Origin of the sequence: Limnospira fusiformis SAG 85.79 (assembly GCF_012516315.1) — a bacterium.
Taxonomy (GTDB): Bacteria; Cyanobacteriota; Cyanobacteriia; order Cyanobacteriales; family Microcoleaceae; genus Limnospira; species Limnospira fusiformis.
Genome location: NZ_CP051185.1, coordinates 6,071,580 through 6,095,295, shown reverse-complemented (window position 1 = coordinate 6,095,295; position 23,716 = coordinate 6,071,580). Strand labels below are relative to the sequence as shown.

Below are 23,716 nucleotides of genomic sequence, written 5' to 3'. Positions count from 1 at the left end.
AGGGTCTGACGCAACCGGCGAGTACGATGATGCAACAATTGCGGAATTTAAACCAAAAATCAGACTGGATTAATGCCTCGGTATGGAAAGATATAGAACAGGAAATGTTATTGCTATTAAATCCGCTTGATAGCAGTTCAACTTTATTTGATGTTCACTGCTTCCAATTAATTCTATGCTATCTATTTCGAGATTATGAATCGGCTTTACAGGCGGCTGAATTAGTTAGTAATTATATCGATGATGGTTTAAGTGTTTTTAATCGCGGAGAATATTTGTTTTATGATTCTCTGACTTTATTGGTACAGGCAGAAACTATGTCTGGGTCAAAGCGGGATGTTATTTTAGATAAAATCCGCCAAAATCAGGGGTTAATGTCATCCTGGAATAATCATATTTATGCGAGTTTTCAACATCGGTATCTTTTGGTAGAGGCGGAGTTAGAACGCCTGCCTAATCAGATATTATCAGCACAGCAAAAGTACGAACAAGCGGTTTCTGAGGCGATTAAAAATGGTGCGATTCAAGAAATAGCGATCGCCTATGAATTGGCGGCAGAATTTTATCGAAAACAAAATTTAGAGAGATTTTTTGTGATTTATATAAAGGCGGCTCATGGCACTTATAGCCGCTGGGAAGCTACCGCAAAAGTTAAAGATATTAAGTATCGATATCCTGATATTTTTTCTCCGGCTAACTGGTGGAAAAGTTCAATATCTCAGAGTCGAGAATACCCAAGCAATGCCAAAATTTTTAATCTGGGTCATGTTCTACAGGCTGATCAAACCTTGTCTGGAGAAACTTTTTTAGCCAGTCTGTTGGCTAAAACCATGAAAATTATTATTGAGAATACAGATGCAGAAATAGGTTACTTAATTTTACCATGTGACCATAAATCCAGTCAAGAAATATCTCAAGAATGGATGATTGAAGCTATAGCAGAGATGGATATTGATGAGGTGACGGTTTTGCGGTCAATTCCCCTTAATACACTGTCAGACAAATCTTTTCCTAAGTCAATCATTAACTATGTGGCGCGCACTTATGAATATGTGTTGCTTAATAATGCTTATAATGACCACCAAAATTTTCGGGATGATGAATATATTAAAAGTCATCATTCCCGGTCAATTCTAGGTATTCCTTTAATTCGGCAAAAACGGCTAATTGGGATTTTGTATATGGAAAAAAATAGGCAAAATGACAGTTTTGGATATGCTCAAATAGAAGTGGTGAGTTTACTATATTTTCAGGTAGCAATTGGCTGAGAGAATGCTTTGCTGTATCGAACGTTGCCACAGAAAGTAACTGAACAAAATGCGGAACTTTCCCAGACATCGCAACGGCTAAAAACGGTGCAAAAACGACTAATTGAAGCGGAAAAAATGGCGACTTTAGGGGGGTTGGTAGCGGGGGTGGCTCATGAAATTAACACTCCGGTGGGGACGGGAATTATGGCGGCTTCTTTTTTGGTGAGTGAAACTCAAAAGTTGATGAGTATTTGTCGATCGCAACCGTTAAAGCGATCGACTTTAAATACCTATCTTGGTATGGTATCGGAAAGCCGTAAACTGATTTTCAGTAACCTCCAGCGTTCAGCAGAATTAGTCCAGAGTTTTCAGCAAGTAGCCGTTGACCAAACATCCCTAGAAAGGCGAACTTTTGCTCTCAAACCCTATTTAGAGGAAATTCTATTGAATATTCGTCCTAAACTGAAACAGACCCATCATCGCATTGTAGTTGAGGGAGACGACACCATAGAGGTAGATAGCTATCCTGGTGCGATTTCTCAGGTGATCACCAATTTGGTGATTAATGCTCTGATTCATGCTGACCAACCATTTGAGTCAGGTCAGTTATATTTAAAGATAGCTGAGGTGAGCGATAATCACTTTTTGATTGAATACAGTGATGATGGTTGTGGTATTCCTCCTGAAACCCTGGAGCATATTTTTGACCCTTTTTTTACTACCACCCGTAATCAGGGGGGGAATGGCTTGGGTTTACATATTGTGTATAATTTGGTAACTAAAACTTTGAAAGGTACAATTGATTGCGAGAGTCAGGTGGGAGTAGGATCTAAATTTATCATCAACTGTCCCCGCTATCCTCAAAAATGAATTTATAGGGATTAAGATATGAATAGTCAAAACCATTCAGGTGATGTTACTAAAGATGAAGATATTTTAATGATTATTGAGGATGAGGAAGAAGGCGAGGAGTCTTCTGTTTTATCTGACAGCGATGGGATGGAGTCCGGTAAACCCTGGAAAATTATGCTGGTCGATGATGATAAAGAAGTGCATCAAGCGACACGAATGGTTTTAAAAAGTTTGACTTTTCAAGATAGACCTTTAACTTTTATTTCGGCTTATTCGGGGGGGGAAGCCAAAGAAGCGATCGCCGCTAATCCTGACACGGCTGTTTTATTGTTAGATGTGGTGATGGAAACTAATAATGCGGGTCTGGATTTAGTTAAATATATCCGTACACAGCTTAATAATCCCTGGGTGAGAATTATCCTCAAAACTGGATATCCGGGGGAAGCGCCGGAAGATTCTGTAATTATTGATTATGATATTAATGATTATAAAACTAAGGTAGAAATGACTCAGCAAAAATTGATGACAACTATTATTGCTGCTTTACGTTCCTATCGAGATATTATCGAATTAGAGGAGAGTCGCAAAGCCTTAAATAAACTCAATCAGAATTTGCAGTATTTAGTCCAAAAACGTACTCAAACATTAACCGAGAAAAATTTTATATTACAACAAGAAATTGATAAAAGTCGCCGATTAGAGGAAGCCTTAATTGAGAGTAATCAAAAGTTGAGGGGAATTTTAGATATTGCGGAAGAGGCGATTATTTCTGTGGGAGAAGACCAACGGATTACTTTATTTAATCAGGGTGCAGAAAGAATTTTTGGCTATACTATCGATGAGGTGATTGGACAACCTCTGAATATTCTGTTACCTAAAAATCTCCACCAAATACATGAAAAACATATCCAAAATTTTGGTAAAAAGGAAATTGTAAATTCTCCGATGAAGGGAAGGCGAGAGATTGTAGGACTACGGAAAAATGGGGAATTTTTTCCGGCTGAGGCTTCTATATCTAGGTTGCAATTGCCTGATCAAGTAATTTATACGGCGATGTTACAAGATATTAGCGATCGCCAACAAGCTGAACAGGAACGTCAGCGGCTTAATCAGGATTTAGAAACTAGGGTTAAACAGAGAACTCAGCAACTACCAAACCAAATTGAACAACAAAAACAAATTGAACAAGCTTTGCGGGAAAGCGAGGAAAAGTTCCGTCAATTTGCTGAGGCAATTTCCGAAGCATTTTTTATAGTTTCTCGCAGTGGAGAAGTCCTATATATTAGTCCAGCTTATCAGCAAATTTGGGGCAGAACTTGTGAGAGTTTATATCAAGAACCTGAGTCTTGGTTTGATTCGATAGATGTGAATTATAGACCGAAAGTAATTAGTGGAATGAAACACCAATTTCTGAGAAAAAAGGAATTAGAGTTAGAGTATCCTATTTTTCGCCCAGATGGTGAAAGACGCTGGATTCGTGCTTGTTCTTTTCCGATTTATGATCAGGACGGAAATATTTACCGCTTTGCTGGTATTGCTGAGGATATTACAGTTCGGAAAGAAGCAGAAGAAGAGTTACAAGCTAGAGAAGTTGCTCTCCGAGAATTATATCAGATTGCTGTGGCTCCTAATCTGAATTTTAATCAGAGACTAGAATCTTTACTGTCTATGGGACGACTACAATTTGGCTTAGAAATTGGGATGCTTTCTCATATTCAGGGCGATCGCTATCAGGTGGTAGCGGTACAAACTCCCCCAGGACTGACACCACCTATTGAAAAAGGCGATTTATTCCGATTAAACAATACCTTTTGTGAAGCCACTTTTAACAGTTCGGAAATTGTCTGTATTACCTCGGCGGCACAGTCGGAATATAAAAACCATCCAGCCTATCATAACCTAGGACTCCAAGCCTATATTGGGGTGAGGATTATAGTAGGACAACATGTATATGGAACTATTAACTTTTGTAGTCCCCATCCTCGCCATACTCCCTTTCGCAATAGTGAACGGCAATTGTTGCAATTAATTGCCATGTGGATTGGTAATGAAATCGAACGTCAACAGGCTAAAAAAGTTCTGGAACAGGCTTTTCAAAATACTTTACTACAACAACAGATAACAGACGAAATTCGCCAAAGTCTCGACAGCCAACACATTGTTCAAGCTACAGTTAGTTTAGTGGGGGAAGCCTTTCATGTGAATCGCTGTTTAATTCATCGTTATTCCGCCGCCACTTCTGAACCGCAAATAACTATGGTAGCAGAATATTTAAGGGGTGAGTATAAGCCTTTTTTGGGGGTAGAAATACCCATTCACAAGAATCGACATCTTGCCATATTATTAAATCAGGATCAGGCTATAGCTTCTGATGATGTCTATCAAGATCCCCTACTGTTTCCCCATTATGATCTCTGTCGCCAAATTCATTTAAAATCCATGTTAAGCGTTCGGACTTCCTACAAAGGCGAACCTAATGGAGTCATTAGTTTGCAACAGTGCGATCGGTTTCGCCATTGGACTCACGAAGAAATTGAACTAATAGAAGCTATCGCTCAACAAGTAGGAATTGCTTTAGCACAGGCGCAACTTTTGGAACAGGAAAAGTTACACAAACTAGAACTAGAACACAAAAATCAAGCCCTGAAAGAAGCCACACGCCACGCCCAAGCTGCTAACCGTGCTAAGAGTGAATTTTTAGCTAATATGAGTCACGAAATCCGTACCCCTATGAATGCGATTCTAGGATTTTGCGATCTCCTACAGAGTTTGGTGTCGGAACCTCGTCAACAGCAATATGTTAAATCCATTGCAGCTAGTGGGAAAACTTTACTTTCTTTGATTAATGATATTCTGGATTTATCAAAAATTGAAGCGGGGAAAATGGAACTCCATCAGGAACCGATTGATTTACGGGTTATGCTAGAAGAAATCTATCAAATTTTTTGCCACAAAGCAGCCGAAAAAAAGGTGGAATTGATTAGAGAAATTAACGATAATTTGCCGAAAGCGATTATGTTTGATGAAGTCAGGTTACGACAGATTTTGTTAAATATGGTGGGAAATGCTCTCAAATTTACTGATGAAGGCTGGGTGAAAATTTCGGTGGTGACTAACAGCAATACTCCCCTAAATGCGGAGAATCCCGAATCTACTATATCCCTAGAAATAGCGATCGCTGATACCGGAATTGGTATCGCTCCAGAACAACAGCAACGCATTTTTGATAGTTTTATTCAAAGTGAAGGACAAAGCACCCGCAAATATGGTGGTTCAGGACTAGGGTTAGCAATTACTAAACGACTCACCCAAATGCTTGGGGGAACTATCAGCCTAGAAAGTCAACTGGGTAAAGGTAGTCAATTTACTTTAATTTTCCCAAATGTTACACCCATAGACTGGCAACCCGATGATTATAAACTCGTCGAAAAAAATGATGATTTAAACGCGGTCAAACCGAGTAAAATATTAGTCGTTGATGATGTCCAATCAAACTTGGATTTAATTCAGGGATATTTTGTAAATTCCCACCATCATCTGTTGCTCGCACATAATGGCATCGAGGCGATTCAAATAGCGGAACTAGAACAACCTGATGTAATTATGATGGATTTGCGAATGCCGGAATTAGATGGAGTGGAAGCCACCAAACAGTTAAAGGAAAATCCGGTCACTAAGCAAATTCCAATTATTATTTTAACGGCTTCATCCCTCGATCGCGACCACCAAGAACTATCTTCTATCCAGGATGGTTTTTTGCATAAACCTGTGAGTCGTTCACAGTTAGTCTTAGTCTTAAAACAACTACTTCCCCAGGACACTGTAAATGCTGTTGATCAAGTTGATGATGATACCTCCCCAGCTACCCCTGATCTTCCGGTTTCACCAGAACCCCCCTATGCTTCCATTAGTGAATTACTGGAAAAACTCCAGGAACACGAAGACAGATTTTGGCCAGAACTAGGACAAACTCTCAAAATGAGGGATTTACAGGCTTTTGCGGAGCAGTTGGTTCAATGGTCCCACCAGTACCCCTATCCGGCTTTTGTGGAATATGCTTCTACCCTGAGTTCCCAACTCGAACAATTTGACTGGGACAAAATCCCTGGGACGGTGAGAGCCTTCCCAGACCTGCGACGATCGCTTATAGATATTTATGGTGAATAAGTTATGGTGATTATTACTAATTGAGTAGGTGGTTAGTTTGGTCTCTAGTTGTCATTGGTTAACAATTGGTATAGGATCAATGTATAGTCTTGGAATTAATAGCCCAGTGTGTAGTGAACTGTTTTCAACCAGAAAATTTTTTGATTTTGATTGTTGATGATGTCAGCAAAAATTTGCAGGTCGTTGGAGCGATGCTTGATGATGTCGGTTACGCCACCACTTTCGCCACCAGCGGTAAACAAGCGATCGAAAGAGTCAAAACTGCTAATCCTGACTTGATTTTACTTGATTTAATGATGCCGGAAATTAACGGTTTGCAGGTGTGTGAGCATTTAAAAGCTGACCCGCTTTATGCAGAAATTCCGATTATTTTCCTCACCGCTAGTAATGAATCTGAACATTTACTTCAGGCTTTTAGTCAAGGGGCTGTCGATTATGTTACTAAACCCTATAAGGCTCCTGAACTACTGGCTCGCGTTAAAACTCATTTAGAGTTAAAATATACTCGCGATGAATTGAAACAAGCATTAGTTGAGTTAGAAAAGTTAGCCACGACAGACCCTTTAACAGGTATTGCTAATCGTCGCCATCTCTTAACTTTGGCGGAGCGAGAATTTCAACGCACCCACCGCTATAATAACCCCTTTTCTGTGTTAATGATAGATATTGATCATTTTAAGTTAATTAATGATAATTATGGTCATAATATCGGAGATGAAGCACTAAAAATTATGGCAGATGTCACGGTTAATGCTTTAAGAAAAGTGGATATTTTTGGCAGGTTTGGAGGGGAAGAATTTGTGGTATTTTTACCAGAAACCCAAGCTGATGAAGCCCTATTGGTAGCGGAAAGGATTAGAGAGGCGATCGCCACAACTCCCATATACGTTGATGACCAGACTATTCATATAACTGTGAGTATTGGTGTGACCATTTATGAATCATCAGAAATTAGTCTCGATGGCTTACTTATGGAGGCAGATAAAGCACTTTATGACGCTAAAAAACAAGGTCGTAATCAAGTGGTAATTTATCCCAAATTTAACCAAGTTAATTAATCCACAGATTTTGACCGTTTACTAATTAACCAGTAAGTGGTCATATTGCCTTTACCTTTCACGGAAACAACCCCTCGTTTTTCTAATATATATTGTGGTTTTAAATGCCAGTATACCGTCTGACTGACTTGGATTTTTCCGGGTTCACCTTGTGACTCCATACGACTAGCAGTATTGACCGCATCTCCCCATAAATCATAGGTAAACTTTTTTAAACCAATAACCCCAGCCACCACCGGACCCATATTAATACCAATACGGATATTAAGTTGGTGGCTAATTTCCCCCTGTTTATGATCATCTGTAGACCCTTCTCCTAAACCAGATGCTTCACTAACCGGAAGCCTAACGCAGTGGAATTGTTGGACAACTTGTTGCATTTCTAGCGCCATATCAGCCACGGCTTGAGGGTGATCATCACGGGGGTTAGGAATTCCCCCAACCACCATATAAGCATCACCAATAGTTTTAATTTTTTCCAAACCATACTTATCTGTAAGGCGGTCAAAAGCGGAAAAAAGTTGATTAAGTAAATCCACCAATTCTGTGGGTGTTAATTGGGAAGCGAGTTCGGTAAAATTAGTTATATCTGCAAATAAAATAGTCGCCTGTTCAAATCTATTCGCAATACAAGTGTGGGTATTTTTTAACTTATAGGCTATGGTTTCCGGCAGAATATTTAACAATAATTCATCGGATTTTTCCTTTTCTTGGCGTAAGGCTTCCTCGGCTTGTTTTTGTTGCGCGATCGCCTCCGAAATTTGATTGTACATATCCATAAATGCGCTAATTACATCCCCTAGTTCATCCCGACTTTGGACAGAAGCAGCATAAAACTGAGGGGGTAACTGATGATTAGTAATAGCTGAACCCGCCTTGATTAAATCCTGGCGTAAATTCAAAATCGGCAAAATCACTAAATAGTTAAGCACTACCATAGTCGCACCAGTGACAAACACAGAAATAATCAAAACCAGTCCCGCAATTCGTACAATAAAATACCAGACTTCCCGATGAATAGGAGAGGCATCATAGCGGAGGATAATGAGATAATCATCTAGGCGGGGAAAAGTATCACAGGTAAGATCATAGCGATCGCCTTCGGGAGTGTTTACATACAGTATTTGTACATCTCTGGCTTCTGGATAAGATAAAGCTGGAGTTTCCCCAAAACTGCCAATTAGTTGTCCGTCGGAACTATAGAGAGACCCTCCCATAATATCAGAGTTCATATAATGTAAATTTTGCAGTTGTTTGAGAAAATCCTCCGGCGTTTTATGGGGGTAAGTTTCTACTATCCAAGCGATTTTTTGAGAGGTTAGGTGCTGCAATTTAGATAACAACTCTTGGCGACGACGATACACTGATGGCACCAAAATAATTAATTCAATCACAACTATGCTAGTGGCAACCCAAAAGGCAATCCGCCTAGACAGGCGCGCATTTAGACATCTAGTAATTCCTATGGGGAGTAGTGATTTCATCGATTTTGGGGTCGTTTATATACTTTAATTTGCGAATATAAATAACTTAAAAAATACCAATACTGATTAGTTGTTTATTGTAGTTTTTATTACATTTTATTTATCTCATACAAAAACTAGATAATATTCTGATAATATTGAGTTAATATTTGCCGGAATTAAGCGGTATTATTATTAACCTATCCTCTCATTTATGGAGCGATCGCATATTCACTTAACCTGTCGGCTGGGAAGTCTAAATAACCAGATTTTGCCGCTGATGTAACCAGGGGACAAATTGCCTAACTATTTTCGCAGAAGGGGCTAAACTGTGGGGGTGAAAATCAATCATAATCCGGCGGGTAACAGTCTGTTTAGTGGGATGGGGTAGCTGTTTAGACTTCCAGCAACGCCCTGGAGTTGGGTAGCTAACTCCTAATTTTTTGGTATAGTCAGATAACTTTAAGTTCATGGATATAATATAGCAAATTTGATTATATCTGAATTATCAGTCAATTTTTATAATACATTTACGATACCCGATCTGCCGGAACTTTAGATACAATAGATCCAGAGAAGAGCATTAAATCTTTCCTAGCCTTTATCAATCAGTATGACAGAACCCAATTTATCCGCACCGCAACAGCCTAACCAGGATATTGATAGCCCCAATGGAAAGAGTCCTAACACCATTACCCTGAGTCCCTCAGTGTCTGAGAATCAAGTTTTCTCCTATAGCGATCATGGGGAGGTGTATCACCTAGAAGAGTCCCCCACCCAAAAAGGGAAAGCCGAGCCGGAAAATCCTAGACCCAGTAACTTTTTGGCTTCTGTGTTGACCCTGGGGGCGATCGCCGTCATGATTTTAGGGTTAGCGATCGATAATGTCTGGGTCGGCTATCTCAGCGCGGTTGTGGCTATTGCCGCATCACTGTTAATTATTTGGCCGAGTTGGGGTAAAATTTGGACAACCCTGATTCCTCCTATCTGGCGTAGTTTAATCGTCGCTAGTTTCGGGATTTTATCGGCAATTACCGGGCTGTTGATGCTGAGTGGTTCCAACACAGACGCAGCCCGTAATATTGTCATCAACTGGGATGCGATCGGCGCACTGGGGGAATTGATCGGCGCTTTGGGTCAAATTATGATCGCCATTTTAGCCGTATATGTGGCTTGGCGACAATATGTAATCTCCCGGGATTTAACCATTCAGCAAAACCGCATTACCCAACAACAGACCATCGATGCTTATTTTCAGGGAGTCTCTGATTTAGCCTTAGGGGAACAGGGACTATTAGAAGATTGGCCCCAGGAAAGGGTAATCGCAGAAGGACGAACCGCGGCGATTATTCGTAGTGTAGACGCAGATGGAAAAGCGAAAATTCTCCGGTTTCTGTCCCAGGCGCGGTTAATTACTCCCCTTAAACGCGATCGCCATTTGGGTCGCCCTATATTAGATGGTAATGGTAGTTATGCGGAAGATAGGGCCGAAGGTATCCGAGTTATTGATTTAGGGGCCATGTTAGCCGGGACCGACTTAAAAAATACCGATCTGCGGCGCACAGACCTGGGAGAGGCGAACCTAGTCCGCGCTAATTTAACGAATTGTGACCTGGTGCGTGCTAATTTATCTCGCGCTATTCTCTATGAAGCCAACCTCACCCATAGTAATCTGCGATCGACTAAATTCTTTTATGGTTCAGTGGAAACCGCCAGCCCCCGGACTCGGACCTTAATTCCTGACTACTCTACTGGCGCTAATACTGGCGCTGTCCTAGAAAATGCTGATTTTACTGCGGTTTTGAACCTGTCCGAGGAGAATCGTTATTATTGCTGTGCTTGGTCGGGGTCAAAATCTCGAAATACTATCCCCGGCGGCTGTGACGGTATTCCTAATAAATTAGGGCGTTAACATTTTCAGGAGTATAGAATTATGGGCGATCGCCAAATTATTCATCTGGTTAACCGACAGAGTTTAGGGTTAATTAACGGTCAGATTAATCAAATTAACAAGACCGGGATGGCTGGATATATTAACTCGCAACTTAACCCCAATTCTTTAGCTATTCCCGCAACTCTCACCCAGGAACTTCAGCCCTTAGATACCCTCCCCTGGCGACCAGGAAGGCTAGTTAGAGAACAAAATCGAGAGGTTAATGAAGCCCAAAAACTGGGGTTAGCACAGCCTCAACTCGCACAAGTTAGGCGGCAATTTCAACAGAGAGTAATTAACCAAATTCGTCGCGCCAGAATGATTCGGGCTTTACATAGTCCCCGCCAATTAGAAGAAGTGATGGTGGATTTTTGGTTTAACCATTTTAACGTATTTGGATTGCAAGGACTGAGTAGAATTTGGATTGGGTCCTATGAGGAACACGCCATTAGACCTCATGTTTGGGGTAAATTCCGAACCCTACTAGGCGCAACCGCTAGGCATCCCGCCATGTTATTCTATTTGGATAATTGGCAAAATACCGCCCCAAATAGTCCCGGTGCGACCGGAAGATTTAAGGGGTTGAATGAGAATTATGCGCGGGAATTATTGGAGTTACATACCTTGGGAGTTGAGGGGGGATATACACAAAATGACGTGATGGAATTAGCCCGAATTTTGACAGGTTGGGGACTACCAAAACCAAGCGATCGCCCCCGAAATCAGGAAGGATTTTATTTTGATGAAACTCGACATGATTTTAATGATAAAATCCTTTTTGGGAGAACTATTAAAGGCAGAGGTATCGAGGAGGTTGAGGAAGCATTAGATATCCTAGCTAGTCACCCCGCCACCGCCAAACATATTGGTTATAAATTAGCCCAAGCATTTGTCGCTGACGAACCCCCATCATCTTTAGTTAAGGCTTTAGGCGATCGCTTTATGGAAACCCAAGGCGATATCACCGAAGTTCTCAAAACCTTATTTAACAGCACCGAATTTTGGGACGAAAATCACTACAATAGTAAATTCAAAAACCCCTATCGTTATATAACATCAGTCATGCGCGCCGTCGGAGAAGTGACTAATTATGACCCCATTAACGGCATTTTAAACCAGTTGGGAATGCCTCTTTATGGCTGTCCTTCTCCTGATGGATATAAAAACACTCAACAGGCTTGGTTAAACCCAGATACCATGGTGCGTCGCAGTAGTTTAGCCGTCCCCTTGGCGGGGGGATTACTCCATAAAGGAAACCCAGTTGATGTCAAGCAGCTAGAAGAAACTTTAGGAGTTTTATTATCTCCCCAAACTCGCCAAATTTTAGCCGAAAGTCCCCCCAATTTACAGGGTGCAATTTTCTTGGGTAGTCCCGAATTTATGCGGTATTAATATCAGCTTAATCCTCTGTTATTCAGCATATCCCCTGATAACATGACATCATAATCATCAGGGGTTACCAGTGGCAAAAGTTGGTCAGCCGCCAGGGTAATTTGCCCAGGAAATTCATGGTTATTAAGTTTCTGCCATTTAGCCTTAGAAATATCAGCTTGCAGGTGATAATCTTGGGCGTGATTTGGGGGACTATTTAACTTAATATAAAGGCTAATTTGTTTCGGGGATTTTATCGTAAAAACTACCCAGCAAGGAAAGATATTTTTTTCTCCTGGTGGGTCGGTTTCTGACCATAAACTTAGGTTTTCCCCAACCTGATAAGCCCTAATTCCCACATGAGTTAATCCCTGGGGAAGCGGCTTTGATAATTCTAAGTTACACCCCCAGTCAAGGCTTTTTATCACCCGTTCAGAAATTCTCACCACCCGTGAAAAATTTTTGCATCCTGTCAGTTGCGCGCTTGATAAAGTAGGGGGGTGATCAAAAATATCTTGGGTGGAACCAAATGCTTCCACCCGTCCCTGATTAATGACTAATAACCGAGGACAAATACGATAGGCTTCTGAACGGTTATGGGTCACAAATAATGTCACCCCCGCATAGGTTTCTAGTATTTGGATAAGTTCCTGTTCCATTTGATATCGAATGTGGCTATCTAGGGCAGAAAATGGTTCATCTAACAGTAAAATTTCTGGTTCCACTACTAAAGCCCTTGCTAAGGCGACTCGCTGTTGTTGTCCCCCTGAGAGTTGATGAGGATAACGGTTCCCTATACCAGGAAGTTTCACCCTGATTAATTGTTCCTCAACCTTCATCTTTATTTGAGTCTGGGAGAGTTGGTCTGATAAACCAAAGGCGATATTTTCCGCTACAGTTAAATGGGGAAATAGGGCGTAATTTTGAGCCAAAAAACCCACCCGGCGATCGCTACTCGGAATATTGATTTGCTGGGTAGAATCAAATAGCACTTTCCCGTTTAAAACTATCGTGCCACTCCTGGGAGTTTCCACCCCGACAATACATCTTAAAATCATACTTTTGCCCGTACCAGATGCACCCAAAATCCCTAGGGGTTCTTCGCGATAGCCAGAAAATTTTACCTGTAATCCAAAATCCGGAAGTTGTTGATAAATATTGACTTGTAAACCCGTGCCTTCTGCCGGATATATGCTAAAATTAGTGGCTCGTTTAATCTGGAGATGAGGAGGATTAACCCCCGGAGATTTTTGAGGCGATCGCTGCCATTTAATCCCTAAATTAGCCAAAGTAATTGCTGACAAAGAAATTGATAAAATCACCCCTGACCACATCCAGGCTTCCTGAATTTCCCCAGCTTGTACCGCTGAATAAATCGCCAAAGGAATAGTTTGAGTAACTCCCGGAATATTGCCAGCCAACATCATAGTTGCCCCAAACTCTCCCAGTCCCCTAGCAAAAGCTAAAGTCGCCCCAGAAATAATACCAGGAAAAGCCAGAGGAAACGCTACTCGTACAAAAACCTTGAGTTCCGAAGCCCCTAAAATGCGGGCGGAAACTAACAAATTGCTATCTATTTGCTCAAAAGCCCCACAGGAAGTTTTATAAATGAGGGGAAAAGTCACAACAGTAGCCGCAATAATGCCCGCATACCAAGTAAATACAATATTGATATTGAGGATAGCTAACAACCCGCTTAATAAGCCTCTATCCCCGAAAATTCGCAGCAAAATAAATCCCACCACTGTCGGAGGCAAAATCAGCGGAGAAATTAAAATACTTTCAATTAAGGATTTCCCTTTACCTTGATAACTATGCAATTTATAAGCCGCCCAAACTCCCCCGATCAAAGTTATAGCTGTAGCCAGTATCGAGATTTTTAAGGAAATCCAAATAGGAGATAAGTCCGATCGCATTTGGGGAGTTATAGATTCAGGGACAATGGCACTATACACCATTGACAGGAACTATGCCAACGATTACCTCCCCCTAGCTTCAGTAAATTGAACAGCCAATTAAATCATGGCAGTGACTCAAAATGAGTTAATCTGATTCCTGTAGACATTTGCTAACAACAGGAGATTAGGCTTGGAACGCACATTTCTAGCTATTAAGCCTGATGGTGTTCAACGGGGACTCATCGGCGAGATTATCAAACGCTTTGAAGCCAAAGGCTTTACCCTCGTGGGTTTAAAAATTATGAAAGCCAGCCGCCAACTGGCTGAACAACATTATGATGTCCACAAAGAAAGACCATTTTTCAATGATCTGGTTTCTTTCATCATTTCCGGTCCTTTAGTAGCAATGGTCTGGGAAGGGGAAGGTGTCATCGCCTCTGCTAGGAAGATTATCGGCGCTACTAACCCCCTGAATGCTGAACCGGGAACCCTGCGGGGAGATTTTGGGATTAGTGTTGGTCGCAACTTAATTCATGGGTCAGACGCACCAGAAACCGCGCAAAAAGAAATCGCTCTCTGGTTTAAGGACGAGGAATTGGTAAGTTGGGAACCTAGCCTCAAGTCCTGGCTGGTAGAATAGCATCGGTGTTGGGGACATCAATGGCGATCGCCAGCGCCTGTGGGTAGTACCGATCGCGATCGGTTGTCCCCAGCTTCCCGAAAAACCGTAACATTTTGTTTAAACTTGTTACAAACTCTTCCCAACCGACCCAGATTAGTTCAAATTAGTCAACAATCAAGATCAAATTCAGATCCAAGGAGTTTCTTTATTATGTCTCTAACCGATACCCAAGTTTTTGTCGCTTTGGTAATTGCATTGATCCCCGGTATTTTGGCATTCCGTCTTTCCACCGAACTTTATAAATAGAATCGATCCCTATATTCCTTGTCTCTAGGGACAATAGCCGGACTTCGACAGAAAAGCGATCGTAATGGAGACAATTGCTGCATAATGCAGTAAATTAGTCTCTATCACTAGGCTTGACTGTCGGGGTCTTTTTATTTATAGTGCTGCGGGTTACCGTTGGCGCATTCGCATCAACCGGGCTACCAGCCTGACAACTTGCCTTCGCATCAGACTCGATGATAAAAATATACTGAGACGACGATCATGTACGCGATTAAACCTCCTACACCACCTCAAAAACCACAGCAGTCTCCCCGCCGCTTGCGTCGTCGTTCTCAAGTTCGAGTCCGACCTCGCGCCCATCGACATCATAGGGCGATCGCATTAGAAACTACGGCGAAAATATTGACAAATTTCACATTATCTGCATTCGCAGTAGCAGCACTGGTCCAAATTGTGCCTAATCAACGCATCGTCCATGATAAATGGCGAGAAATTGAGGCGGAAGTTAATATGACTGAAGCCAGGGTCCAACAACATCAAGAGGAGTTTAGTCGCTATTTTGACCCTCAACAAGCTCAAAATATTATGCAAGAAAATGGCAACCGAATAGACCCCCGCCAGCGTCAAATTGTCTGGTTACACCCTAACCATAGGACCGCAGATAAACCTGAATTATCAGAGTCTCACTATGCGGAATTAGATCAGTAAAGTAGAGACAATTGGTTAACTACCACTGGCAATCAATCGCGCTTATGGCGTTCCGTAGTTCACCTTTCCACTTGATAATTTGCTCAACCTGCCAATTTGCCGTTTTCGGAAAGCTGAGGCTGATTTTAGTTAATTAACACCATGCTTTTTGCCCATCTTTTTGGGGGTTAATTTTGATTAACAATCCCCCATCTCCTCCAACCTAGGGGTTGTAGGGGGATGGGGGTTAATCGTCAACCATTAAACTCTGATCTGGCGGTTCACCATTTCATCTGATTTTAGCCTCCCAGATAAGCGGTGATATCCTCGCCACATTCATCAGCCAGATAGCATAAAGCGCGAAAACGTAAACTGACTAATTCTTCATAAACCGGATTGAGTTTGCATAAGGGCGGAATGTGAAAAATAGTGCGATCGCCAAATTTAATATCTCGCTCAAAGGGGCATTGAGTCGGAATTAAACTACATAGCAATCGGGCGGTTTTCGGATTTTTGACTTGTATCTGGTTCAGCCACTGTCGCAGAGGTTGAAGGGGCGAAAATGATGGGTGAAAATGGTGGTGTGAATGATTTTTAACCCAACTAGCAAGGTGCAGACGGGGCATAGTATGGTTTGCCCAATTCATGATTAAATCCCTCGAATAGGAATACAGATGGCGATCGCCACCAGTTAGTATACTTTTTGCTGTACACTGGATCTTCAATCTTGTTGACAACTAATCCGCAATGGTTAGCGATCGCATTTCCTAGCTTGATCAGTCCAACTAGGGCTATTTCAAGCCCCCACTAGAATCGGTACTCCCATTTAGTGGTGGGTTATTGACGGTTAAATATTGCCATTGGCTTTGGATATCCTCCGTTCTCCCATCAATGATCTTGCCTTACATTTTCAGATTTTGGCTATGATTTAGATCACAACTATAAATCAAGTCTATAAACAATATAACTTTTACTGATGATTTAGGCATTGACAAGGAAACTTTTTTGTGAATTAAAGCCCAAGTATGGCGATCTAACCTGGGAAAACTTGGTTGATGATGTTTGGTTCACCGCCGGAGTATCAATTCTGGTAAACTGGCAAGATATCTGAAAGTCAAAAAAGCCCTGTCTAACCGGGGTGGGTAAAGTCAAAATCAAGCCACGGTGAGGAAAGAGACGTTGCTGAACACAGATGAACAGTTAAACCAGCAGCCTGCGCCTGTAACTACCCCTGCTGAAACATCTCAGACATCCGCTGGTGAGGGTGATTCTGTTGGGGCGGAACAAGATCAAGCCGGGAACTGGGGGATATTCAATATATTTAAAGCATTTCGGGAGTATAACCAGGGGAATCGTTTATATAAACGGGAGCGATATGATCAGGCTCTGATACATTATCAGATCGCGGTTAAGTTAAAGCCTGATTCGTGGGCGGCTTGGTTGCGCTTGGGTAATACATTACGAAAGTTGAAACAGTATAAACAGGCACTGGGGGCCTATGATAGGGCTATTAAATTGCGTCCGAGAAATTATTGGCCGTGGACGTTTAGAGGCATGACTCTATCGAAGTTAGAACGCTATGAAGAAGCGATCGCCTCTTTTGACAAGGCTTTAACTATGGAACCCAATAACTTTGAAGCCTGGTATGAGAGGGGTTTGGCTTTGGAAGCATCCCTACAATTTGAGGCGGCGGCCGCTTCCTATAAACGGGCGATCGAAATTAAACCAAATATTTCGGCTCTATGGTATCACCAGGGTAATGCTTTGATGAATGACGATCGCTATAGTGAAGCCGTGGCATCATTAGATCGGGCGGTCAAACTGGAACCGGCTAACTATGAAGCCTGGTTTCATCGTGGGGAAATGCTGATGAGTCAGCATCGTTATGTCGATGCGATCGCTTCCTACGATAAAGCCTTAGAACTGCAACCAGCGAGCTTCAAGGCTATTTTTAATCGGGGGATTGCCTTACAAAAATTACATCGCTACAATGATGCGATCGCCTGTTATGACCAAGTGATCCAACTGCAACCCAACGATTACGAAGCCTGGTTTTATAAAGGTATGGCTCTGAAATCGGGGTGGCCGAAAACTGCTTTACTTAGCCTAGATCGGGCTTTGGAAATTAACCCGGAGTCCCCAGCTATTTGGATAGGTCGGGGTCAAACTTTACTGGATTTAAAAGAATATAAATCCGCGATCGCTTCTTTTGACCGCGCTACTCAACTCAATTCTAACTTTCCCGAAGCCTGGTTAGGTCGCGCAGTCGCTTTATTTCAGTTGCGGCGTTACCCAGAAGCCATAATTGCCTGCGATAATGCCCTGCAAGTACAACCAAACTTCCTCGAGGCTTGGAACCAGCGGGGATTGACCTTAGAAAGATTAGGACGCTATGAGGATGCGCTGAAGGCTTACGATAAAGTAATTCAAACTACTGTTTTAACCCTCGAACTAGCAGACCAAGTGGGACTACAGCGGGGTATGGCATTGGAACTACTTAAACGAGATGAAGAAGCAGTCATGGCTTATCGGAAATTGGTTCGCCAAAAACCTGATAACTTTCAAGCCTGGGTGAAACTGGGACAGGTTTTAGCTCGTTTGGGACAATATGTGCAGGCGGTGGATGCTTTTTCTGAGGCGATCGCTATTTGGCCAGACAATTACCAAATTTGGTTAGAACAAGGGGCGATCTTGGAAAAACTCGATCGCTATCAAGATGCGATCGCTGCTTATGACCGACTGATCAAAATCAAACCCGACTACTGGGAAGCATGGGTCAGACGCGGCCAAGCCTTCGAGCAAATTGCCCTATATCAAGAGGCTTTTAATTCCTATGGGATCGCCCTAGAACTCAGCGAACAACCCCAACCATCACCAATTATCGCTCACCGAGAACGAGTCAGGCGCAAACTCGTAGATATGTAACCCCCAACGAGCCACCCCCATGGCCGAAATTAATGGCTCAGTTCCTAATTCCTTGCACCCATGCCCTATGACCCCCCAGGAAAAAGCCCAACTATATACTAAACTGGCAGTGCTGTTGGAATCTGGTTTAACAGTCTATCAAAGTTTGATAGTAATCGCCAAAAAAAGCAATCCTCGGCTTGGTCGTTACCTGGGGAAAGTGATTAAATCTCTCGGTCGTGGGGAAGATTTATCTGTCGCTTTCAGACGAGCCCCTCGGATATTTGACTGGTGGACTGCTAGTTTGCTGGATATAGCAGCCACCAGCGGCGCACTACCCGAAATGTTGTTACAACTGGCTGAAATTGAAAAACAGCAGACCCACCGACAAAATTTTTATCGTTCTGTGACCATAGCTGCTGCGACTACTGCTTTCAGTCTTCTGTTGCTACTGGCGACTATCTTATACACCCATGAGGCTAACCTAAATGATTGGCTGTTGTGGATGTTTATAGCCGGCGTTGTCGGGTTTATGGTCTACAAACTTATCCCCAGACTACCTTTTATCCGTCGTATTCAAACCGCCCGTTCCATGCTATATCTGGCTGAGTTGGAATTGCCTATTAGATGTGGCTTACCAATTCTCATGGCGATCGAATTGGTGCGCGATCGCATTCCATGTCCGCAGATGAGGGGAACTTTAACCGTAGCCTTGGGACAAATTCCTGCCGGAAAAACTCTCAGCCAATGTCTCCGGGAACGACTCCCAGCGATCGCTATCAATTTGATTCGCACTGGCGAAGAAACCGGACATCTGGATGGTGCCCTGTATAATGTTCAACAATACTATGAACAGGAACTAATGCGATCGCTGCGTCTACTACAGAGGATTCTGATTCCCATGACTCTCCTATCAGCGGGAGGAGTAGTAGCCATTCTCAGCCTAGAAGCCATGAAATCACTCTTCATTTTGCTACCTAGTTAACCCCTCAAATCCTGGGAACTAGGAACAGATTGGCAAAAATTAATGTTTTCGAGCTTGTGAAATTTGGCAACTACATTTAAGCTGACTATAACCGCAACCGGATCCGAAATTGTGGTGCATAAGGCCTGCCGACTGCTAGTTTATTATTGGGAAATTCTTACCCAAATGCTTGACATTATACCCAACTATTGATACACTCGGAACCGTCAAGGCCTATAGCAGCATAGCTGTTCTGTAGTAGACGTAAAGTGCATCGCCTGTAAATTTTGGCTGAAAAAAGGCGATTTGTACATGAGAATAGTCCGCTTTCAACCTAATGTTGAAAGCATTAAGAGACACCTCCACGTCTGCTTTTTAAGATTGTGCAATACTCAGATACTTCCGACTATTGCCCAATTTTTGGGGTTAAGTGTATCTGTTATGAGAAATGGCAGTTTTCATTCTTTTAAGTGAGGTTTTACATGAAACTACCAAGTGTGAAGAATTTGCGTCCGGGATGGTTTTTCGGAGCGATCGCTGGTGTAATTTTTGCTCAAACTGGTGCGATCGCCGCCGAGCGAGTGATTCTCACCTATGGACCTTTCCAAGCTCCCATCAACATCAGTGATTTAGAGGCATTTACCAGAGATGGAGTGACCACTAAAACTATTCGCCAGATTGTCGGTGCTTCCGGGATTCAGGCAGACACCCTGCGGGGATTGATGGGCTTAGAAATTGGCTTTGACCTAGTACCATTTTCCTGTATGATTTACACTCCCACAGGTCAAGAACTAACTGATGAAATTGGTGCAACTGTACGCACCCATCGGCGAGTTGCTAATGGCAAAGCTATTCGCGCTGGACTGATTAACGCCCTCAGCAACGATGGCAAAATCTCTTTCTTGGAGTTTCTGAAATACTATCCTGTGCCGGGAATGTATGTCGATGTCGCCAATATTCCGGCAACAGTCGCTAAAATGCAGAGCGTAAGTACCGAATTGGGATCTCTGTTTAGACAGGGTTCACAGTTTGGGACTCAGTTCTCCGATGGTACAAGAATTGTCGGTGGCTGTTCTGCTCAACGAGTTGATTTACCAGGTGCTGGTGCTGGTGTTGTACAACCACGGCCCGCACCAACACCCGCGCCACGGCCTGCACCTGCACCAGTGCCACGGCCTGTACCCGCACCAGCGCCGGCACCAGCGCCGGCTCCTGGTCCAATTAGAGGCCTGTGGTAATTTGACTGTTGGTTTATCCCCAGGGTGTCAGTCAGACACCCTGCTTTCTGGCTCTGGGTTTTCCACTGCCTCAATATATTGGCTCTCTATTAAAAATGAACCTTTGGTGAATCTAACGCCCCAGTAACCACCAGGACGGCGATCGAGAACTACCCCCACTTCACCTAACTTGATCACGTTCGGAGGCCGTAGAATCGGCATGGGTTCCGCTGTTTTGATATATGGCGGTAGAGCAATCACTCTAACTTGTTGATGAACGGCAAATTCTTTATCTTTTTCCATCAGATCTGGGAATGCTTCCACTGAGCAATCACCCTATTGTAAACGATCGCAGCCATTCTCATTATAGAAATTCGACTGCTATTGGGTAGAATGTCTAACTGCTCTAAACCTTGCAGGATAAACGTCAGTAGGCCCTCCCAACTGTCTAAGTACAGGTAACAGGTTAACGCCCGTAAATCACCAAAAAAAGTCTTGCGGGTCCTAGCAACTTGTACTTATCATCCAGCAACTCCAGCCAGGTATGCAATAGTACCGATAGGATGTTTCGGGTCTTGAGGGTGTTGTTATGCGAACAACACTGGAGCATGAAAACCTTGTCTCAAGAGAGCAAGGATGAAAGGCGACACGGGTACTTTAGTGCCCGTCAGCCCAAGACCTGATCAACTCTCGAACAACATCGCTGTTTGACTTTACACGCTTACTAGATAAATGCTACACTGATTGTAGTCATGCCAGGTAACCAACCACTTAAAAAACCTTGTTGCCTCAAGGCGTACACTGAACCTTGACCATTGAATCTATGCGGTTTGGCTGCATTGTTCTAGCTTCCTCCTGGCAGCAGGTAAAAGATTCACAGGAACTAGACAAATCAGTTTTTGAGGTATATTTGCTTCAATCTAAACAGGATTGGCAGAAATGCAACTACGGTAGGGCATACCGAAAGTAACGCTTGGGGAGAGTCCCACCTCTGGGCTAGACGACGCAAGGAATCTAGTTTAAGTGGTCTCGGTGAGCCAAGAATCCCCGTCTCTTCAGAGCGGGGAGTGTCAAGCTGATTTTCCACCTTCCACCCCGGCCATAACAATTTCTCCGACATTTTCATCCCTCATGGGATAACTGGTAGCCAAGGAATTTTTAGAGTGCGTCCCTATTTTAGTTCAAATCCGGTCTCCGTGCTACCTCCAGCGTGAAATCGTGCCAGTTTCTCGTATCGTTGGGCGTGGTCAATAAGTTCTGTGACTTCGGCTTCGGAAATTTCCCGGATACGTTTAGCCGGAACTCCCACCATTAGCGATCGCGGTTGTACGTCTTTGGTCACTACAGAACCCGCACCGATAATACTACCGAAACCGACTCGCACCCCATCTAGTATAATTGCCCCAATGCCGATTAAACTTCCCGGTTCAATATGGGCGGCATGGATCACCGCTCGATGACCTACGGTAACATCATGTTCTAAATGGGTAATATATCCGGGGTCGCCGTGGAGAATAGCACCATCTTGAATATTAGTGCGATCGCCTATAATAATCCGTTCAACATCCCCCCGCACTACCGCAGCATACCAAATACTCGCCCCTGAACCCACTTGTACATCACCAACCACCACCGCACCTGGGGCGACAAATGCAGCCTTAGACAAATCCGGTGGCGGAAAATGACCGACTGCTGGACAAATGGGAGCTTGATCAGGTAGGTTCATAGCTTAAACTGATGGCTGATTGATACATATACAAAACCCATCGCTATAATAGACCACTACTGGCTCGGAAAACGGTTTCATGATAAATTCTGCCTTGCAGTACCCTATTTTTGGGGCGGAGATTCGCTGTCCTCACTGTCGCCAAAAAATCCCGGCTTTAACCCTGACGGATACTTACCTATGTCCTCGACATGGGGCTTTTGAAGCTGATCCTCAAACTGGCGAATTGGTACATCTTCAGTCCGGGCGACAATGGCGTTTATGGGAGGATGAATGGTATCGACAGCATACCCATCCTGACGGTATCCGCTTTGAAATACACGAAGCCCTCGATCGCTTATATACTCAAGGATATCGAGCCACACGAGTCATCATCGCACAGCGTTACCAGGAGTTAATTAGTTCTTATCTCGAACGTAACACCCCCTGGCGTGATCAGTCTGAGGTGGGGGAACCTCGTCTCTATGGTCTTCCTGTAGAGTTTAGCCCCTCCCCACAGGTTGAACCCTGTTGGGATGTCATTAACTTTAGTCTGGAAAAGGAAAAGGGGCTCTCCCCTTCCTTATCTTAATTGGCGCTCATGGAAATAGATGGGGATAATTTCATGCACCATGCTTCTATTCGCACCGCAGATATTCATCGCGCGATCGCTTTTTATCAGCAGTTGGGGTTCTCCGTCACCGATCGCTTTACTACTGGCTACACCCTCGCCTGTTGGATGCAAGGAGATTTGGGCCGCCTTGAACTTATCCAAATTCCTGAACCATCACCACCCCCTGACCCCTTTGGAGATGAACATTATGTCGGTTACTATCATCTCTCTTTTGATTTGACTGATATTACTCCTGATTTACCTACTTGGATTCATCATTTGAGCGATCGCATCCCTTCTTTAAAGGTTCTCCTTCCCCCTACCCAACAGCTAATCAGCAACCGCGTTTATGAGGTCGCTTTTATTGCTGATGCTGACGGCTTACCCCTCGAATTTATTCGCTTGTTAAAGCCCTAATTAATGCCACAATCGCCCCCATTCCATTCCTCTAATGCTCTAAATTTTCAAAAAAAATGGCCCGCCCCCCTAAAGGGGTTGACAAGATGGGGGGATGTGGGGTAACATTAGAGTATTACGCTTTACAATGGAAATATATCCCTAAATAATTTTTTAGTCGTGCCTGCCATTATCTAAAATGGTATCATAGCCAACCCCCTAAGTCAATAGTTATCTCCCATTACTATGGCGATCGTGACAATTTGTAACAAAACTTAACATAATTGGCAATAATATTAACGGGGGAGCTTAATTTAATCGCAGATTA

Annotated in this window: 20 protein-coding genes; 14 read left to right on the top strand and 6 right to left on the bottom strand. The window is 43.1% G+C overall.

Translation table 11 applies throughout. The features are described 5' to 3' along the window. Positions 1-26: 26 nt before the first annotated feature. The 4 genes from HFV01_RS28405 (at position 27) to HFV01_RS28390 (ending at position 7,327) form a co-directional block, all read left to right on the top strand. Complete coding sequence (locus tag HFV01_RS28405; protein WP_228116431.1) at positions 27-1,268, top strand: GAF domain-containing protein; 1,242 nt, start codon at positions 27-29, stop codon at positions 1,266-1,268. Positions 1,269-1,277: 9 nt separating this feature from the next. Then, positions 1,278-2,120, top strand: coding sequence for a sensor histidine kinase (locus HFV01_RS28400; protein ID WP_006670264.1), 843 nt, complete (start codon positions 1,278-1,280; stop codon positions 2,118-2,120). A gap of 18 nt (positions 2,121-2,138) precedes the next feature. After that, on the top strand, positions 2,139-6,269 hold the full coding sequence (locus HFV01_RS28395) for a PAS domain S-box protein (RefSeq protein WP_006670265.1): 4,131 nt from the start codon (positions 2,139-2,141) through the stop codon (positions 6,267-6,269). An 89-nt stretch (positions 6,270-6,358) separates the two neighbouring features. Next, positions 6,359-7,327 carry a GGDEF domain-containing response regulator gene (locus tag HFV01_RS28390; RefSeq protein ID WP_111890799.1) on the top strand — a complete coding sequence of 323 codons (969 nt, stop codon included), beginning with the start codon at positions 6,359-6,361 and terminating at the stop codon, positions 7,325-7,327. Here HFV01_RS28390 and HFV01_RS28385 read toward each other — a convergent pair. Further along, positions 7,324-8,811, bottom strand: a complete 1,488-nt coding sequence (locus HFV01_RS28385; protein WP_193520646.1) for an adenylate/guanylate cyclase domain-containing protein — start codon at positions 8,809-8,811, stop codon at positions 7,324-7,326. The two genes, HFV01_RS28390 and HFV01_RS28385, sit on opposite strands and share 4 nt — an antisense overlap. A 235-nt stretch (positions 8,812-9,046) precedes the next feature. Continuing rightward, the gene (locus HFV01_RS28380) at positions 9,047-9,262 is read right to left on the bottom strand and encodes a hypothetical protein (RefSeq protein ID WP_006622604.1); all 216 of its coding nucleotides are present in this window, start codon (positions 9,260-9,262) and stop codon (positions 9,047-9,049) included. A gap of 141 nt (positions 9,263-9,403) precedes the next feature. Here HFV01_RS28380 and HFV01_RS28375 point away from each other — a divergent pair, with 141 nt between their 5' ends. After that, complete coding sequence (locus HFV01_RS28375) at positions 9,404-10,702, top strand: pentapeptide repeat-containing protein (protein WP_006670267.1); 1,299 nt, start codon at positions 9,404-9,406, stop codon at positions 10,700-10,702. Positions 10,703-10,723: 21 nt separating this feature from the next. Beyond that, on the top strand, positions 10,724-12,115 hold the full coding sequence (locus HFV01_RS28370; RefSeq protein WP_008056228.1) for a DUF1800 domain-containing protein: 1,392 nt from the start codon (positions 10,724-10,726) through the stop codon (positions 12,113-12,115). A gap of 2 nt (positions 12,116-12,117) precedes the next feature. Here the strand turns inward: HFV01_RS28370 and modB are convergent, their stop codons facing one another. Further along, positions 12,118-14,052 carry a molybdate ABC transporter permease subunit gene (gene modB, locus HFV01_RS28365; RefSeq protein ID WP_193520645.1) on the bottom strand — a complete coding sequence of 645 codons (1,935 nt, stop codon included), beginning with the start codon at positions 14,050-14,052 and terminating at the stop codon, positions 12,118-12,120. 130 nt (positions 14,053-14,182) lie between these two features. On the opposite strand from modB, the gene ndk reads away from it, so the two are divergent. From ndk to HFV01_RS28350, 3 genes are all read left to right on the top strand, one after another. Further along, a complete protein-coding gene (gene ndk, locus HFV01_RS28360; protein WP_006622600.1) occupies positions 14,183-14,632 on the top strand; it encodes a nucleoside-diphosphate kinase in 450 nt (149 codons plus the stop codon). A gap of 192 nt (positions 14,633-14,824) precedes the next feature. Continuing rightward, on the top strand, positions 14,825-14,920 hold the full coding sequence (psaM, locus tag HFV01_RS28355; RefSeq protein ID WP_006618726.1) for a photosystem I reaction center subunit XII: 96 nt from the start codon (positions 14,825-14,827) through the stop codon (positions 14,918-14,920). 243 nt (positions 14,921-15,163) lie between these two features. Beyond that, a complete protein-coding gene (locus HFV01_RS28350) occupies positions 15,164-15,610 on the top strand; it encodes a slr1601 family putative cell division protein (RefSeq protein ID WP_006622597.1) in 447 nt (148 codons plus the stop codon). A gap of 278 nt (positions 15,611-15,888) precedes the next feature. On the opposite strand, the gene HFV01_RS28345 is transcribed toward HFV01_RS28350, so the two are convergent. Further along, complete coding sequence (locus HFV01_RS28345) at positions 15,889-16,236, bottom strand: Mo-dependent nitrogenase C-terminal domain-containing protein (protein ID WP_006618724.1); 348 nt, start codon at positions 16,234-16,236, stop codon at positions 15,889-15,891. 532 nt (positions 16,237-16,768) lie between these two features. Between HFV01_RS28345 and HFV01_RS28340 the strand changes: the two genes are divergently transcribed. The 3 genes from HFV01_RS28340 to HFV01_RS28330 all read left to right on the top strand — a co-directional run bounded on the left by HFV01_RS28340 (position 16,769) and on the right by HFV01_RS28330 (position 20,695). Next, positions 16,769-18,514 carry a tetratricopeptide repeat protein gene (locus HFV01_RS28340; protein WP_006622595.1) on the top strand — a complete coding sequence of 582 codons (1,746 nt, stop codon included), beginning with the start codon at positions 16,769-16,771 and terminating at the stop codon, positions 18,512-18,514. Between the two features lie 19 nt (positions 18,515-18,533). Further along, positions 18,534-19,478 (top strand): type II secretion system F family protein, encoded by a 945-nt coding sequence (locus HFV01_RS28335; RefSeq protein ID WP_193520644.1) that lies wholly within the window; start codon positions 18,534-18,536, stop codon positions 19,476-19,478. 461 nt (positions 19,479-19,939) lie between these two features. Next, positions 19,940-20,695, top strand: coding sequence for an alpha/beta hydrolase (locus tag HFV01_RS28330; protein ID WP_006622593.1), 756 nt, complete (start codon positions 19,940-19,942; stop codon positions 20,693-20,695). Positions 20,696-20,722: 27 nt separating this feature from the next. On the opposite strand, the gene sipA is transcribed toward HFV01_RS28330, so the two are convergent. Together sipA and HFV01_RS28320 are read right to left on the bottom strand one after the other, a co-directional pair. After that, the gene (gene sipA, locus HFV01_RS28325; RefSeq protein ID WP_006670270.1) at positions 20,723-20,977 is read right to left on the bottom strand and encodes a regulatory protein SipA; all 255 of its coding nucleotides are present in this window, start codon (positions 20,975-20,977) and stop codon (positions 20,723-20,725) included. A gap of 868 nt (positions 20,978-21,845) precedes the next feature. After that, complete coding sequence (locus tag HFV01_RS28320; protein ID WP_006622592.1) at positions 21,846-22,400, bottom strand: gamma carbonic anhydrase family protein; 555 nt, start codon at positions 22,398-22,400, stop codon at positions 21,846-21,848. 79 nt (positions 22,401-22,479) lie between these two features. Between HFV01_RS28320 and HFV01_RS28315 the strand changes: the two genes are divergently transcribed. Further along, complete coding sequence (locus HFV01_RS28315; RefSeq protein WP_006622585.1) at positions 22,480-22,971, top strand: TIGR02652 family protein; 492 nt, start codon at positions 22,480-22,482, stop codon at positions 22,969-22,971. A 33-nt stretch (positions 22,972-23,004) separates the two neighbouring features. Then, positions 23,005-23,409, top strand: coding sequence for a VOC family protein (locus tag HFV01_RS28310; protein ID WP_035759996.1), 405 nt, complete (start codon positions 23,005-23,007; stop codon positions 23,407-23,409). The last annotated feature ends 307 nt before the right edge of the window (positions 23,410-23,716 follow it).